This is a genomic window from Aequorivita flava (assembly GCF_038742595.1).
Taxonomy (GTDB): domain Bacteria; phylum Bacteroidota; class Bacteroidia; order Flavobacteriales; family Flavobacteriaceae; genus Aequorivita; species Aequorivita marisscotiae.
Genome location: NZ_JBANCF010000010.1, coordinates 1 through 15,708 on the forward strand (window position 1 = coordinate 1; position 15,708 = coordinate 15,708).

11 protein-coding genes are annotated in these 15,708 nt (G+C 36.9%); 7 read left to right on the plus strand and 4 right to left on the minus strand.

Annotated elements, in window-relative coordinates:
* Positions 1 to 663 precede the first annotated feature (663 nt).
* From VZD24_RS11530 to VZD24_RS11560, 7 genes are all read left to right on the plus strand, one after another.
* A complete protein-coding gene (locus VZD24_RS11530) occupies positions 664 to 1,437 on the plus strand; it encodes a DUF1206 domain-containing protein (protein WP_279449026.1) in 774 nt (257 codons plus the stop codon).
* A 182-nt stretch (positions 1,438 to 1,619) separates the two neighbouring features.
* Positions 1,620 to 2,396 carry a DUF1206 domain-containing protein gene (locus tag VZD24_RS11535; protein WP_342687697.1) on the plus strand — a complete coding sequence of 259 codons (777 nt, stop codon included), beginning with the start codon at positions 1,620 to 1,622 and terminating at the stop codon, positions 2,394 to 2,396.
* Between the two features lie 286 nt (positions 2,397 to 2,682).
* Entirely contained in the window at positions 2,683 to 4,761 is a 2,079-nt protein-coding gene (locus tag VZD24_RS11540) for a hypothetical protein (RefSeq protein ID WP_342687698.1), read from the plus strand.
* 852 nt (positions 4,762 to 5,613) lie between these two features.
* Entirely contained in the window at positions 5,614 to 6,126 is a 513-nt protein-coding gene (locus VZD24_RS11545) for an inorganic diphosphatase (RefSeq protein WP_279449021.1), read from the plus strand.
* 181 nt (positions 6,127 to 6,307) lie between these two features.
* Positions 6,308 to 8,842 (plus strand): sodium-translocating pyrophosphatase, encoded by a 2,535-nt coding sequence (locus VZD24_RS11550; RefSeq protein ID WP_342687699.1) that lies wholly within the window; start codon positions 6,308 to 6,310, stop codon positions 8,840 to 8,842.
* Between the two features lie 197 nt (positions 8,843 to 9,039).
* Entirely contained in the window at positions 9,040 to 10,305 is a 1,266-nt protein-coding gene (locus VZD24_RS11555; RefSeq protein WP_279449019.1) for an MgtC/SapB family protein, read from the plus strand.
* A 58-nt stretch (positions 10,306 to 10,363) separates the two neighbouring features.
* Positions 10,364 to 11,374: an App1 family protein phosphatidate phosphatase gene (locus tag VZD24_RS11560; protein WP_342687700.1), complete on the plus strand. Its 1,011-nt coding sequence runs from the start codon at positions 10,364 to 10,366 to the stop codon at positions 11,372 to 11,374.
* A 30-nt stretch (positions 11,375 to 11,404) separates the two neighbouring features.
* Here the strand turns inward: VZD24_RS11560 and ppk1 are convergent, their stop codons facing one another.
* The 4 genes from ppk1 to VZD24_RS11580 form a co-directional block, all read right to left on the minus strand.
* Positions 11,405 to 13,456: a polyphosphate kinase 1 gene (ppk1, locus tag VZD24_RS11565; RefSeq protein ID WP_279449017.1), complete on the minus strand. Its 2,052-nt coding sequence runs from the start codon at positions 13,454 to 13,456 to the stop codon at positions 11,405 to 11,407.
* A gap of 132 nt (positions 13,457 to 13,588) precedes the next feature.
* Positions 13,589 to 14,113, minus strand: a complete 525-nt coding sequence (locus VZD24_RS11570; RefSeq protein WP_279449016.1) for a lipocalin family protein — start codon at positions 14,111 to 14,113, stop codon at positions 13,589 to 13,591.
* 83 nt (positions 14,114 to 14,196) lie between these two features.
* The gene (locus tag VZD24_RS11575) at positions 14,197 to 14,811 is read right to left on the minus strand and encodes a deoxynucleoside kinase (RefSeq protein ID WP_279449015.1); all 615 of its coding nucleotides are present in this window, start codon (positions 14,809 to 14,811) and stop codon (positions 14,197 to 14,199) included.
* Positions 14,812 to 14,816: 5 nt separating this feature from the next.
* Positions 14,817 to 15,614 (minus strand): hypothetical protein, encoded by a 798-nt coding sequence (locus tag VZD24_RS11580; RefSeq protein ID WP_279449014.1) that lies wholly within the window; start codon positions 15,612 to 15,614, stop codon positions 14,817 to 14,819.
* Positions 15,615 to 15,708 lie beyond the last annotated feature (94 nt).

Sequence of the window (15,708 nt, forward strand, 5' to 3'; positions counted from 1 at the left end):
AGTAAATGCACAGACTAGATGGAATGGAACTATGTTTGCATGGACATCCGTGAGAAGAGACCTCGTAGATTATTTTGATAACAGATTTTTAACCGATGACACACTTTAATGAACACTCCCCCTAGGGAAATTCTCTAGGCGGTTTTTTAATATTCATTACTGCCATAAAACACTATCTCAATCCCCCACTGGTGCGAGATTACATCGTGTTCTTTCCTTGCACAATTTTTAATTAAATTCTCTAATTTTCCCATTCAACCATAATACCGATATACTACAATATCATCTAACAATCCCTTTTCTATTACATAATCCGAAGCACCGCCACAATCATAATCTTGCGCTCTATAAACCAAACCAGCCTCAGCAGAATTTTGTGAACATAACTAATTTTCTCCCAAATAGGCTTATTGCTTCACAACTCGATAGACTTATTACCGTGTCTCCAAAATTGATTCACTTTCATATTAGTTGATTTTGAAACAGCGCTATAAATTTCTCCATTAAAATTTTTTAAAGCGTTAAAGAAATTAAGCAATGATAATTTTAACCGAATTCTCATAAATTTTAACCAAAGATTTTGATCTTTAATATTTTAATAAATCTCACATTGTAGTTGTAACTTTACAAGCTCAGTAATACTACAAATAAGAAAAAAATCTATTGAAAAATTCTTTTAAAACTGCTGCTATTATCGGTTTCATTTCCAAAGGAATTATATACCTAGTTATTGGCGCATTATCTCTATTGGCAGCTTTAAATATGGGCGGTGAAAGTTCGGGGACCAATCAAGCACTTAGGTTTTTAAGGAAACAGCCTTTTGGCCAAGTATTATTAATGTTGATGGGTGTTGGGCTGTTGTGTTATTCGTATTGGATGTTTATTCAAACGTTTAAAGATCCCGAAAATATAGGCAGTAAATTGAAAGCGAAATTGCGCCGATTTGGACTCTTTACTACAGGCTTGGTTTACGTAGTAGTTGCTATTTTGTGTTTTTATCATTTAATAACGTATCCCACCTCTGATAGTGACAATTCGCAGTATTTAGATTTTATTGGCCCAGTAACGCTATCGTATATATTTGGTGGAATTGCAGTTATTTTGGCCTTTCAAGCGGTGGTGTTAATTGTGGGTGTAATTAAAGGTGGCCTGTTAGATCAGTTTAATTTAGAAGGTCATAGAGGCTCGGGGGTTATCAGAAAAATCGGGCAATTTGGATTTTATGCCAGAGCCTTTGTGGTAATAATAATAGCATATTTCTTTTTGCATGCTGCAATTTATACGGGTAACCATGATATTAAAGGCATTCAAGATGCATTTTCTTTTTTAGATCAGTCTCCGGTTGGTAGGGTTTTAATGGCGATTACTGCCGTAGGGTTTATCTCATATGGCGCATTTTATATACTGCTTACAAGGTTTCGGAGTTTTGAAGAGTGAAGAGGATGAAATTTCAAGTATTTTAAATTACTACTATATTTTATAAATACAAACCCTTCAGTATTCTTGGATATCTGTAAGAATTTGTTTGCTGTTTACGCTGTAAACCTGTTAACATCATCAAAAAACACAAATAGGATGACATGACAAGTTGTACTTTTATAAAATTCAAATTATAACTTGTGAAAAAATCGTTTAAAACAATTGCCTATATAGGGTTTGTCTCAAAAGGGCTTATTTATCTTGTAATTGGTACACTTTCGCTCTTAGCTGCTTTAAATATGGGTGGCGAAAGTACAGGGACCAATTCGGCATTGTCTTTTTTAAAGAAACAGCCTTTTGGGCAAGTACTATTAATGTTATTGGGTGTAGGGCTTATTTGTTATTCGGCTTGGATGTATGTACAAAGCATTAAAGACCCCGAAAATATAGGTTCGGATACCAAAGGCAAGCTAAAACGATTCATCTATTTTTTTAATGGTTTGGTATACACGGTAATCGCTGGATTGGCTTTTTATCATTTATTTGGCAGCACCGGCAGTAAAAAATCTGATACTGCATATCTCGATTTTCTGGGTCCAACCACGCTAACCATCCTGTTTATTGTGGTAGGAGTAGTGCTAACCGTGCAAGCTGTTGCATTAATTATTGGCGTAATTAAAGGGCATCTGCTCGACAGGTTTAATTTGGAGGGTGCTACATATTCACATCTTATAAAAATTCTGGGCAAGTTTGGATATTACGCGCGTGCCTTTGTAGTAGCAATTCTTGCCTATTTCTTTTTAAGAGCAGGAATTTATACCGATAATAATGAAATTAAAGGCATACAAGATGCTTTTTCGTTTTTACACACTTCTGGAATAGGCGGTATTTTAATGGCCATTACTGCCGTAGGGTTTATATCGTACGGTACATTTTATATCTTGCTAACGCGATTTCGGACTTTTGAAGATGGGTAAGTGCTGTGCCTTAAAATGGTTGATTCTGTAATTAGGAATTAGAATACTTCTGCCATCGCGATTTCAATATAGGTATAACTTCACCAAGATTGAATAGGCAAGGAGGAGAGAAGCTACAACCGAAATCCAATAACCTTGTTTTAAAAATAACAAATGATGGAATTTACAATCATTAAATTCTAGAATAAGCAATTATGTAGCATATGTTCGTCAATATAGGGCAAATGCCTTATACCATTTGCAATCTATCCACGGTATTTTAGTCGTTAATTCTAAGACTATTACTATGAAATTTAAAATACGCTTCTCTATTAGCTGGATTTTTCTTATTTCAATAACTGTAAATGCACAGAAAATAGATTGGGTGAAAGCGCCGTTAAATCCCATGGCATTTGAATATAAATTAGAACATTTTAATCTGCCAAAAGGTGTTTTTGCTTTTCAGGATAAAACCTTCAATAAAGATGGAAGTGTAAATACGGCTTTAAATTTTGATAGAGGTGTAAAGTACTTTTATGAAAATGGTGTTTTAAAAACTAATTCACTGCAAGAAAAATTTGAGTTTAACTATCAAGGTTATATAACCAAATTTAGCAGACCTGGTGCGGGCAACAGTGGAATTTGGACTTATACCTATAACAACAAAGGTTTGTTGGTAGAGCAACAAAACCAAGAGTTTAAAACTACTTATGCCTATGATAACGAAGACCGCATTATAAGCCAGTCTTATAAAGATGGGAAATTCACCAAGGATTATTCCTATAAAAAAGTAGGTGATATACTAGAGGTTGCTATAGTAGAAAACAATAATGGTAAAAAAACATCTCGTGTGGAAGCCTATAAAGATGGTTTTAAAGTATATACGATCACCAGCAACGGCGATCGTTTTGAAACAACGCCGCTTACGGCAAACGATTACTTCACTTTTTCTGAAATTGAAAACAAACAGAATAACATTCAAATAGAAAATACGCAATATGTTTCCAACACCATGGCGATGCCTTTGGCAGCTAATGATATTAAAGTATATGTGAACGGCAAACGCGCTTCTTTTATCCCCATCAATCTAATTGATAGAAAGCAAGTGGTGCTGTGGGATTTTTCACAAAAAAAATACCTAACCAACGTAGATGTAACCCAAGAAAGAAATAAAAAATTAAATTTAATACTCTATAACGTTACAGATAATGCAGCCTACGCCCAAATAGAAAAAAGTTATTCGGGCCTTATTCACGAAGGTAATACCTATACTCAAAGTGTATATGCTAGCGGAGTAAAAGACACCTATATAAACGAGGGATTTTGCTTTTTCTATATTGAAGCGCTTAACACTTCATTCAGTATAAAAACTGACTATCCTGGCTATTATAAAGCAATACCAATGACTGCTAACCAGCATCTGTTTTTTGTAAAACATAGTAACGGGAAGGAATTTAGCGTAGTTTATAAAGCTGTTAAATTGAATGCGGAATCAAAAAAAATAGCGCAGTCTGCTAAAAACACTACCTATGTGAGTTTGTATCATAGCGGATTTCCTAATAATGAAATAAAAGTGGTGCTGCCAGATTTTAATACAGCCAAACCGAATGAACTTTACGCTGCATATACCTTGGAAGATTTTGAAAACAATCCGAAATTAAATAAACTAACCACAAACTTACCGGGCGGCAATAACCTTCCTACAACAAATATTATTGCAAATGAAGAAACTGACGCGTGCATTTCAGGCAATTGTAAAGATGGTTATGGTGTAAAAAAAGTTGAAAACAATATCCAAAAAGGACTTTATCTTAAGGGTAAATTCAGTTCGTACGGCGAGAGATCGTATGGTGCAGACTATTACAAAGGTGAATTCCTGAATGGCGCTAGAGACGGTTTTGGCGTATATTATTGGAAAGACAGCAACCAATACTACTATGGATATTGGAGCAACGGAAATGTACACGGTTTCGGTTTTTTTGTACAAGACGGAAAACTGCTCCAAGCTGGCGAATATGAAAATGGCAAACAAAAGTATAATTATCTTCTCGAAAGAAAACAAGGCAACATAGCCGGCTGCGAAGGCGATTGCGAAAACGGATTTGGTAAATTTACCTATAGCAACGGCGATACTTACGAAGGCTTTTGGACAGCCGGCAAACAACAAAGAGTAGGACATTACTATTTTAAAAGCGTCAATTCCCACTATTATGGCAGTTACACCAACAATATTATGCAAGGCCCCGGTATGTACACCATGCCAAGTTTCACCTATATTGGAGATTTTGAAGCCAATCAATTAACAGGAAAGGGCATTAAATTTTACAGCAATAAAACTGTGGAAGCCGGAAGATGGGAAAAAGGTAACTTAGTTATAAAATATTAAATAGAAGTGTTTTGGCTTTTTGAATGTAATCTTTTTGAGCGTTTTGTAAGTTGTTTTATTTTGAAATGCTCGATGTAATAACTTACATGGCAATCATTTTAATATACAGACTGAATTTAGTGTAAATATTATAAGATGAGATTGGGGGTTGTTTGGAACTACAAGTTGCAAACGGTAGCCAGCGTGGGTTTTATACATATTTTTAATAAAGCAATATAAGTGGGAAGACCGCCTCTTTAAGAATCGATATTTAGAGTTTGCAAAACTATTTTGATTTTGAAAAGAGTTAAATTGATTTGAAATTCTAATAGCACCATTTATAGCTTCGGCACTCTGGTGCATAAATGATGAAAAATTCTTTTTGTAATAGTAATTTAGCATTAATTGAAAAGATTAATTTTTTTCAAGAAACCAAAAATCATTTATTTTTTTAAGCTAAAATTTAAAGGCTTATAATATCTCAAAACCCTCAAAACCAACATTGCTCAATACCAACTTAAAATTCGTTTTCCCGTAAAATCCCTATAACTACCCCCAGCATTTTTAAATCCAAAAACGTATAATATCTTCTCCAAAAACCCTCGCCCACGGATACCCCATAGCAAAGCCCTACCAAAGCCATAGATACTGTATTAAATTGTAAGAAAATGGCTCTTTTTTCCTACAAATTAGAAAATAGTAGAAAATGCGCAGAAATGAGCAATCAAAATACCGATTAAATATGGAAAATAATAACGGTATATCTACTAAAAATTCTAACCTCAATAACCATTACTAACTACTCACTACTAAAAAATACCAATAAAAAAGACTACTTTTGCACCCACCAAAAAATAATTCACAGAAAAGATTATGAAAAAGACATTCGACGTACTGATAGAAATCCCCAAAGGAAGCCGCAACAAATATGAATACGATTTTGAACTAAAGAAAATTCGTTTTGACCGTATGCTCTTTAGCAGCATGATGTATCCTGCAGACTATGGTTTTATTCCCGAAACCTTAGCGCTGGATGGCGATCCGCTAGATGTACTGGTTTTAGGAGGCGAGCCAACTTTCCCTATGTGTGTTATGGAAGTGAAGCCAATTGGCGTTTTCCACATGGCAGACGAAAAAGGCCAAGATGAAAAAATTATCTGTGTTCCTATTTCAGATCCTATTTGGAGCACCTTAAATGATCTGTCAGATATAAACCCTCATTTGGTACGTGAAATTGAACATTTCTTTCAAGTTTATAAAGACCTAGAAAAGAAACGCGTAGATGTTGGTGGTTGGGGCGATGCCGCAGAAGCTACTGAAATTTACAATCAATGTATTAAGCGTTATGCCGATACTCCTGAAGTTCACGGACATTTTAGTATTTAAATAGTACAAATACCGGCATAAAACTTATTGTAGTCTTTCCAGCTATATAGCTATAACATAGAATGGTACAACGCTTTTTAAAAGGCCGTATTGTTCTATGTTATTTTACTGTTTCGTATCCCAATCCATTTCCCTATTTTTGCAATCGCATTTTTAACAACCAACTTTAATTTAAAATTATATGGAATCAATGATGATTTATGCGCCAATAGCGATGGCGATTGTAGGCTTGCTTTTTATGGCCGTTAAACGTTCTTGGGTATTAAAACAAAATTCAGGGGACGGTAAAATGAAAGAAATTAGCGACCACATCTACGAAGGTGCTTTAGCGTTTCTAAATGCCGAATACAGATTATTAGCGGTGTTTGTTCTTGTAGTGAGCGTTGCTTTGGCATTTGTATCATACGTGGTCCCCACAACACATATCTTAATTGTAATTGCTTTTATTTTCGGAGCATTTTTCTCGGCCTTAGCTGGAAATATGGGGATGAAAATAGCGACCAAAACAAATGTTCGTACAACACAAGCTGCGCGTACAAGCTTGCCAGAAGCACTAAAAATATCTTTTGGTGGTGGTACCGTAATGGGGTTGGGTGTTGCAGGTTTAGCCGTTTTAGGTCTTACCTTGTTTTTTATCATCTTCTTTCACGTTTTTATGAATGGGGTTTGGGAGCCAACTACTATAGATGGAGTTACCTTGGCGCCTCAGGAACTTATGACCATTGTTCTTGAAACATTAGCTGGCTTTTCACTTGGAGCAGAATCTATTGCACTATTTGCAAGAGTTGGTGGGGGTATTTATACGAAAGCTGCCGACGTAGGTGCCGACTTAGTAGGAAAAGTTGAAGCAGGAATTCCAGAAGACGATCCTCGTAACCCGGCAACTATCGCCGATAACGTTGGAGATAACGTAGGAGACGTTGCAGGAATGGGTGCCGATTTATTCGGTAGCTACGTAGCAACGGTATTGGCCGCTATGGTTTTAGGGAATTACGTAATTAAAGATATGGGCGGTGCAATAACCGATGCTTTTGGTGGTATTGGCCCAATATTATTGCCAATGGCCATTGCAGGAGTGGGTATTATTATTTCTGTAATAGGTACAACCTTGGTGAAAATAAAAAATAATGATGCAAAGGAAGCTCAAGTTATGGGCGCCTTAAATATTGGTAACTGGGTTTCAATTATATTGGTAGCTATTTCGTGTTTTGCGCTAGTAAAATGGATGCTTCCCGAAACTATGAATATGAGTTTCTTCGGTGAAGGGCTACAAGAAATTTCATCTATGAGAGTGTTTTATGCCACCTTGGTTGGCTTGGTAGTGGGCGCTGGAATTTCATCGGTTACCGAATATTACACGGGTCTAGGTAAAAAACCAATTCTTAAAATTGTACAACAATCTTCTACTGGAGCAGGAACAAACATTATTGCAGGTTTAGCTACTGGAATGATTTCTACCTTTCCTTCAGTAATACTTTTTGCAGGTGCTATTTGGGCTTCGTATGCACTGGCTGGTTTTTACGGAGTTGCGCTTGCAGCTTCTGCTATGATGGCTACAACAGCTATGCAACTTGCTATAGACGCGTTCGGACCAATTAGCGATAATGCAGGTGGAATTGCCGAAATGAGCGAACAAGACCCAATTGTACGTGAACGTACCGATATTTTAGATTCTGTAGGTAATACTACGGCTGCAACAGGTAAAGGCTTTGCCATTGCTTCGGCGGCATTAACATCATTGGCGCTTTTTGCTGCCTACGTAACTTTTACAGGAATTGACGGAATTAATATTTTTAAAGCTCCCGTACTGGCCATGCTTTTTGTAGGTGGGATGATTCCCGTTGTATTTTCGGCAATGGCAATGAATGCCGTAGGTAAAGCTGCCATGCAAATGGTTAATGAAGTAAGACGTCAGTTCCGTGAAATTCCTGGAATTATGGAAGGTACGGGCAAGCCAGAATACGATAAATGTGTGGCAATTTCAACGAAAGCATCGTTAAGAGAAATGTTGTTACCAGGTATTATGACAATTGGTTTTCCTATTGTTATCGCCTTTGTACCTATGATTTTTGGAATGAACAATATGGCTATCGCCGAAATGCTCGGAGGTTATATGGCAGGGGTAACCGTAAGTGGTGTACTTTGGGCTATTTTCCAAAATAACGCTGGTGGCGCTTGGGATAATGCTAAAAAATCTTTTGAAGCAGGTGTTATGATCGATGGCAAAATGACCTACAAAGGTAGTGATGCGCACAAGGCTGCTGTAACTGGCGATACCGTTGGTGATCCTTTTAAAGATACTTCTGGACCGTCTATGAATATCTTAATTAAACTTACCTGCCTAATCGGACTTGTTATTGCGCCTATTCTCGGTGGCCATACCAATACCGTAACGGCTGCGGAAACTACTACGGAGGAAGTTTACTTTATTGATGCCGAAGGAAACAAAACTGTTTTAACCGAAAAGCAAATTCAATATATTGAAACTGGAAGCACAATTGTTGAAGGTGAAAATCTTAAAGATAAAACTGAAACTGTAGTTGAAATGTTGAAAAACGATAACAACAATCAAGTAACCGCCAATGTAACCATCACAAAAACCGTTAATGGCGAAGAAACAGTTGAAACCAAAACCTTCACCGGTACCGAAGAAGAAGTTCGAGCCCAACTAAAGGATGTTGAAGGAATGAAAATAAAAATAAAGGATAAAGAATAACGATAAATTCGTATTTCTATTTAACTCAATCCCCAATGGTTTTCAAAACCGTTGGGGGTTTTTTTTAATATAAATTCCGCGCCCTTTATCACTCGGCCACCTGTCATCGGGCACCCATCCAGGGTCATTCAACAGCAGCACCATTTTACATTATATTGTAAAAAATTATTCACAATTTTTATTATCTTGGCACTGCTATGAACTACCACGATATTGTTACTTTGGCAATCGCCTTTGGTTTAGGGATGCTTGTGGGTCTGCAAAGACAAAAAAGCGACCATGAAATGGCGGGAGTCCGAACGTTTACCCTAATTTCTATTATGGGCGTAGTTTCGGCTTTTTTAGCACGCGACTTTAACAATCCTTTTATTCTTCCAGTCCTCGGTCTGTGTCTAACTGCTTTGCTGGTTACTGCCAATATTATAAAGCTGAAAAAACTAAACGAAACCGATATTGGTCAAACCACCGAGGTAGCCGCATTGCTTATGTTTGCCGTGGGAGCTTATTTGGTAATGGGCGATCGGGTTATTGCGGTTATTGTTGGAGGTTCTATGGCCATACTGCTTTATTTAAAGGAACACCTCCACAGTTTTATTGAAAAACTCAGCGAAAAAGACCTTGCGGCTATTATGACGTTTGCCGGAATATCTTTAATAATTCTTCCACTTTTGCCGGATAAAACTTACGGTCCACTGGATGTGCTAAACCCGCGGAATATTTGGTTAATGGTTACTTTAATAGTTGGTATTAGCGTGGTAGGCTACTTTATCTATAAATTTGTAGGTAAGAAAGTAGGCATTATTTCAAATGGAATTTTAGGTGGCCTCATCAGCAGTACGGCTACAACTGTAAGCTACGCCAGAAAGACCACAGATAACACTTCAATAAGTAAAATGGCTGCTTTTGTTATTACTGCTGCCTCTGCTGTAGCCTTGGTGCGAGTTTTAATTGAAGTTAGCGTAGTTATTCCCAGCAAACTGCCTGAGCTGCTATTACCGCTGCTTACTGTTTTGGTATTAATGGTATTGCTTTGTGTAGGTTTGTTTTATATAATCACCAAAAATGGAACGGATGATAAAATGCCCGAACCTGAAAATCCAGCTCAGTTTAAAAGCGCATTGATTTTCGGACTACTTTACGGCGCTATTTTATTGGCAGTTGCATTTACCAAACAAGAGTTCGGGAAAGAAGCACTGTATGTGGTCGCTATAATTAGCGGGCTTACCGATGTAGATGCAATTACCCTGTCTCTATCGCAAATGATGAAAGTTGAAGGCCTGAATACCGCTACAGGCTGGCGACTTATTTTGTTGGCATCGCTTTCCAATTTATTGTTTAAGGGAATTATGGCAGCCGTTCTCGGTACACGGCAATTGGCAAAATGGGTGGGAATTTCTTTTGGAATTACTATTGTTTTTGGATTATTGTTGATGATGCTCTGGCCCGAGAACTGGCATTTTTAAAGTGTAACCCACTTGCAAAGATTAGGTGTACGTTCAATGCCAATCACAAACTTTAACTATGTTCAAAAAAGACCCAATTCAAATTATCACTTTCCGGAGCTATGGTACGTCAAACCATTTGTATGTAAAAGGTCGGGCTATTGAAGATGAAAACATAGATCATTCCAAGACTGGCGTTTTTAATTTACTTTGGAATAGTTGGAAACGCTTTGAAACGGATAAAGTAACAAACACGAAACTTTTACTCACCCTTCCCGATGGAAGAAGCATTGAAACCACTACAGATTCGCAAGGTTATTTTTTAATAGATACCACAATTAAAAATTTACTTCCGCTTACCGATAAAGAGGGGTGGCTACATTATTCCATTTCGTTTGTCGATAAAAATTTAAGTCGAAAAATTCAACGTAAAAATAATTTTAAAGGCGAAGTATTAATCCCTTCAACGGAAGTGAAATACGGAATAATTAGCGATATAGACGACACAATTATGCACACCGGACTCACGTCTCGGTTAAAATGGCAGGTGGTTAAAAACACAATTTTTAAAAGAGCCGAAAAACGAATTCCACTAAAAGGAGCTGCAGCATTGTATGAAAAATTACACGATGGTAAATCGGGTAATGAGTGTAACCCAATATTTTATGTAAGCCACGGCCCGTGGAATCTATACAGTTATTTAGAAATATTCTTGCAAAAGAATAATTTTATAAAAGGACCAATATTGCTTCGCGATTTTGTAAATCCGTTCGTAAAACTATTCGCGCCAAAAGCTACAGATGGGGAAAAGCCGCAAAAGCAAAAGGAAATTATAAATATTCTAAAAACATATCCGCAATTGCCCTTTATTTTAATTGGCGATAGCGGCGAACACGACCCAGATATTTATATAGAAATTGCCGAAGACCACCCCGAACGCATTCTTGCAATCTACTTGCGAAATGTAAAACACAAACGCAAAATGCTTCGTGTAAAAGGCCTTTTTAAAACCTTTGAAACCGTACCAGTATTATTAGTTGAAGATAGCGAAGCCGCTATAGCCCATGCCAAAGAAAACAATTTTATTTAGAAAAGAAATTCGTGTGAAAAGATTCTTTTATCATTCTGATTCTTGAATACTTTTCTTTTTAAAATATCTATAAATTGCCAACTGCGACTGCACTTCAGGCTTAGAATTTCTTACATATTCATTCTTTTGATCGGCATCTACAATGCGGGCTTTTACGTTGTCTGCCAGTTCAATATTTAGTAAATCGCGAATGGTTTTTTTGTGGTCTTTATCCAAAATTGGTGTTACCACCTCAATTCTGTGCGTTAGGTTTCGCGTCATCCAATCTGCCGAGCCCACAAATATTTTTTCGTCTCCATCATTTCCGAATAAATATACCCGTCCGTGTTCAAGAAAACGATCTACAATGCTGGTAATATAAATGTTTTCGCTTTGGCCTTTAATTCCGGGTACCAGAGAACAAATACCCCTAATAAGCAATCTAACTTCTACGCCCGCATTGCTGGCTTTGTAAAGTTCTTTTATCATTCCTTTATCTTGCAGGCTGTTCATTTTTAAAACAATAAGTCCTTTTTTACCTGCATTTGCCAAGGCTATTTCTTTTTCTACCAGTGCAGTAAACCGTTCGCGCGTAGTAAATGGAGAGATGAGTAAATGTTTTGCTTTTGGTACTATTACATCGCGCTCCAAAACCATAAACACACGTTTTAAATCGTTGGTTATTTTTTTGTGACTAGTCATTAATCCAAAATCGGTGTAAAGTTTTGCCGTGTTTTCATTAAAATTTCCAGTGGCAATATATGCGTAGCGCTTTGTTTTTCCATCCAATTCCCGTTCAAAATATAAAATTTTTGAATGTACTTTAATATCAGGATAACTGTAAATAACCTTTGCCCCATTTTCCCTAAAAATTGCACCCCACTTTAAATTGTTATGTTCGTCAAAACGAGCTTTTACTTCAATAAAAATGGTAACATCCTTTCCGTTTTTGGCGGCTAAAGCAATGGCATCGTTTAAATCGGAATCGTCTGCTGCGCGGTAAATGGTCATCTTTATCGTTTTCACCAGCGGATCGATAGCAGCCTCCTGCATCAATTTTATTACTGGCTTAAAACTCTGATATGGATAATGCAGCAGTTGGTCTTTTTTATCAATTAAGTTAAAAATAGAATCGCAATTTGCTAAATCCGGATGCGGCAAGGGCGGCAATTTTTGGTTGCTAAAGTCTTTTTTCGTCGGATTTGGAAATTGCATAAAATCCTTAAAGTTATGATAGCGCCCGCCTAAAATTACGTCGGTGTGGTTTACATCAAGTGCTTTCTTTAAAATTTCCCGGAACTCCTGTGGCATCTCCGGGTCTATTAAAGCTCTTGTAGCTTGGCCGGTATCTCTTTTTGGAAGTGCGGCCTTTATTTTTTCCATCAAATTTCCTGAAAATTCATCTTCAATATACAATTCAGCATCGCGCGAAATTTTGATAGAATAAAAATCTAAGGCTTGTTCTTTTGTAAATTCCCTTTTTAAATTGAATTTTAAAATATCGTCTATAAAAGTGATATAAAACGCCGTTTTATCTTTGGACGGAAATACAAAAAATCGCGGTTCGGTATCGGGAATTTCTACCATTAAAAATTCGTCTTTGGTAGTCTGGGCGGCTAAATACAGCCTTTCATTCTTTACAAAAACCGATTGCGTTTGGGTACAAGGGTTACAGCTTATTTCGGTAATTTCCTTTAGCTGCTCTTCAAAATAGGCCGTAGCTATTTCTTTTTGTTCTTCTGAAAAGTTTTCATGGCGAATTAAATGAATTCCTTCCGAAGCCAATTGAGGAATAATTTCATTATTAAAAATGTGTCCGTATTGGTTTTGTTGAATATCTACCTGCGCTTTTATTTCCTTTAAAACCTTATTGGGTTTGGTTATAAGCTTTTTTCGGAGTGGTTTTTCTAAGTCTTTGATCTGCCGAATATCTGAAACGCGAACCCGAAAAAATTCGTCTAAATTAGACGAAAAAATCGCTAAGAATTTAATGCGTTCATAAAGCGGGTTTCGTTCGTCTTCCGCTTCCTGTAAAACTCGATGATTAAAGCGCAACCAAGAAAGATCGCGGTGATAAAATTTAGTGTTGTAGAGTGATGCCATAGTCTGTACGGCAAATTACTGGAATTAGTAATAGAATACTGTAAGGGAAACGTTAAAAGACATTTACAAATGGGCATAAAAAAACCCCGCCATAATTGACGAGGAATTTTTTAAAAACAAACAAGCTGAAAATTATAATTTAGAGAACTTTAAAGTTATATCTGTTGTCGATTCCATTTGAACGCCACCTTGTGAAAGTGTTTCTACTGATATGCCATTCAACACTAAGTTGCTGTCTGTTAATTCTACAATAGTCATAACGTCTGTATCGCCATTACTGGTTAATGAAAACTGATCGCCGTCTATACTCCAAGTGCTGGTCTCAAGAAAGTTGATATCTTCAAGATTTACAGTATTGGTTTGCCCGTCTATGGTAGTAACCAATTCTACTTTATAACTTCCCTCAGATGTTATATTATTTGGGTTGGCAGTAATGGTTATTGTGTAATCAAGATCGTAGCCTGTTCCTACAAATTCCATAGTCGTCGTTTCTCCATTCGCAACGCTAGTTTGTACGCCTGTATAATTTACTTCAGTGCCTTTCCAAACGCCAACGATGTTATCGTTATTAGCGGCAGATGAACTGTCGTCATCGCTTGAACAAGAAATAGTTAATGAAATAAATGCTGTAAATAAGAATAATTTAAAAATCTTCATTTGTGATGTTTTACGTGTTAATAAAAAGTTAAAGCGCGCAAGGTATAACTTTTATCAAACGTAGCAATGAAGTGTTTATATTTTTAAAATAGTCCGTGAAGTTCTGCATCAATTTTATTGATAACTTCTCCCAAATGCTCGGGATCGTCAACAAAATTAATATTGTCAACATCAAAAATTATCAGATTTCCTTTGTCGTACCCATGGATCCAAGCTTCGTAGCGCTCGTTCAATCGGCTGAGGTAATCAATGCTGATAGAGTTTTCGTAATCGCGCCCGCGTTTGTGTATTTGGTTTACCAAATTAGGAATACTGCTGCGCAAGTAAATGAGCAAATCCGGACCTTCGGTTACGCTTTCCATCAGTTCAAAAAGCGAACGGTAGTTTTCAAAATCACGATTCGTCATTAGCCCCATGGCATGTAAATTAGGTGCGAAAATATAGGCGTCTTCATAGATTGTTCTATCTTGGATTACCGACTTGCCTTTTTCACGAATATCGAGAATCTGACGGAAACGACTGTTCAAAAAATAAATTTGCAGGTTGAACGACCAACGCTCCATTTGGTTGTAAAAATCGTCCAAATACGGGTTGTCTTCCACGTCCTCATAATGGGCTTGCCATTTGTAATGTTTAGACAATAAACGAGTAAGGGTAGTTTTTCCAGAACCTATGTTTCCTGCAATTGCAACGTGCATAACTGTTATTTCTTTGGGATGGTTAGTTTAAAAGTGTGCAAATTTTCGCCGTCATAAATATACAGGAAATCATTGCTAAGCTGCAAGTCTTTAATGCTAATTTCGGGCAATTTCAACCTAACAGTGTTATGGGTAATTTCGTTGTTGCGCTTCGCAAAATCGGGGAGATAGTGCAGTTGGTTTTCTTTTAGGGCTATTACATTTTCATTCTGTTGAACTATACGTTCATAACCTTCTGAAGGTGCTTCATTTAAAATGCTTCCATAAATATTGAAGGCGCGTAATTTCTTTTCGGTTAATGTGAAACAATAATTAAAATTGCTGGCTTGCGAGAGTAATTTTCCCGGAAACGGTTGCGATACCACCGTCTGCAATTTTGATCCGTAATTGTAAAGTTCAAGCTGTTGGGTATCAACATTAAATAGCCAAAGACTGTTATTGCCAGCATTTGTAGCAGTACTCACATTTAAAAATTGCGGTAGGTTGTTGAAGTTGATACGCTGTATTTCACTTAATTTATTGTCCAATAAAACCACCGTATTGGTATCCTGAAAAAACACAACCACCTTCAACGGATTTATAATATCTACCGAAGTAATTCGCCCCAATTGTAAATCGTTAAATAGAAAATTTCCGTCCGGCCCTTGTTTATTAATTACACGATCTTTAATAAAATAGGTGTTCTTGTAATTGTCAATGCCAATAAACCTATCAGCCACAAGTGGCGCCTTGCTTTCGGGAGCGATGCTTTGCGCTACACCAATTTGAGCGATAATTAAAAATAGAAGAAGTAACGATTTCATACGTGTGGCAAGTTACAAAATGTGAGCCAACTCTTAAACGCAAACTTTGAACAGAGATTATTCACGCCAAATAATACGGCAACTGCCCTATTTA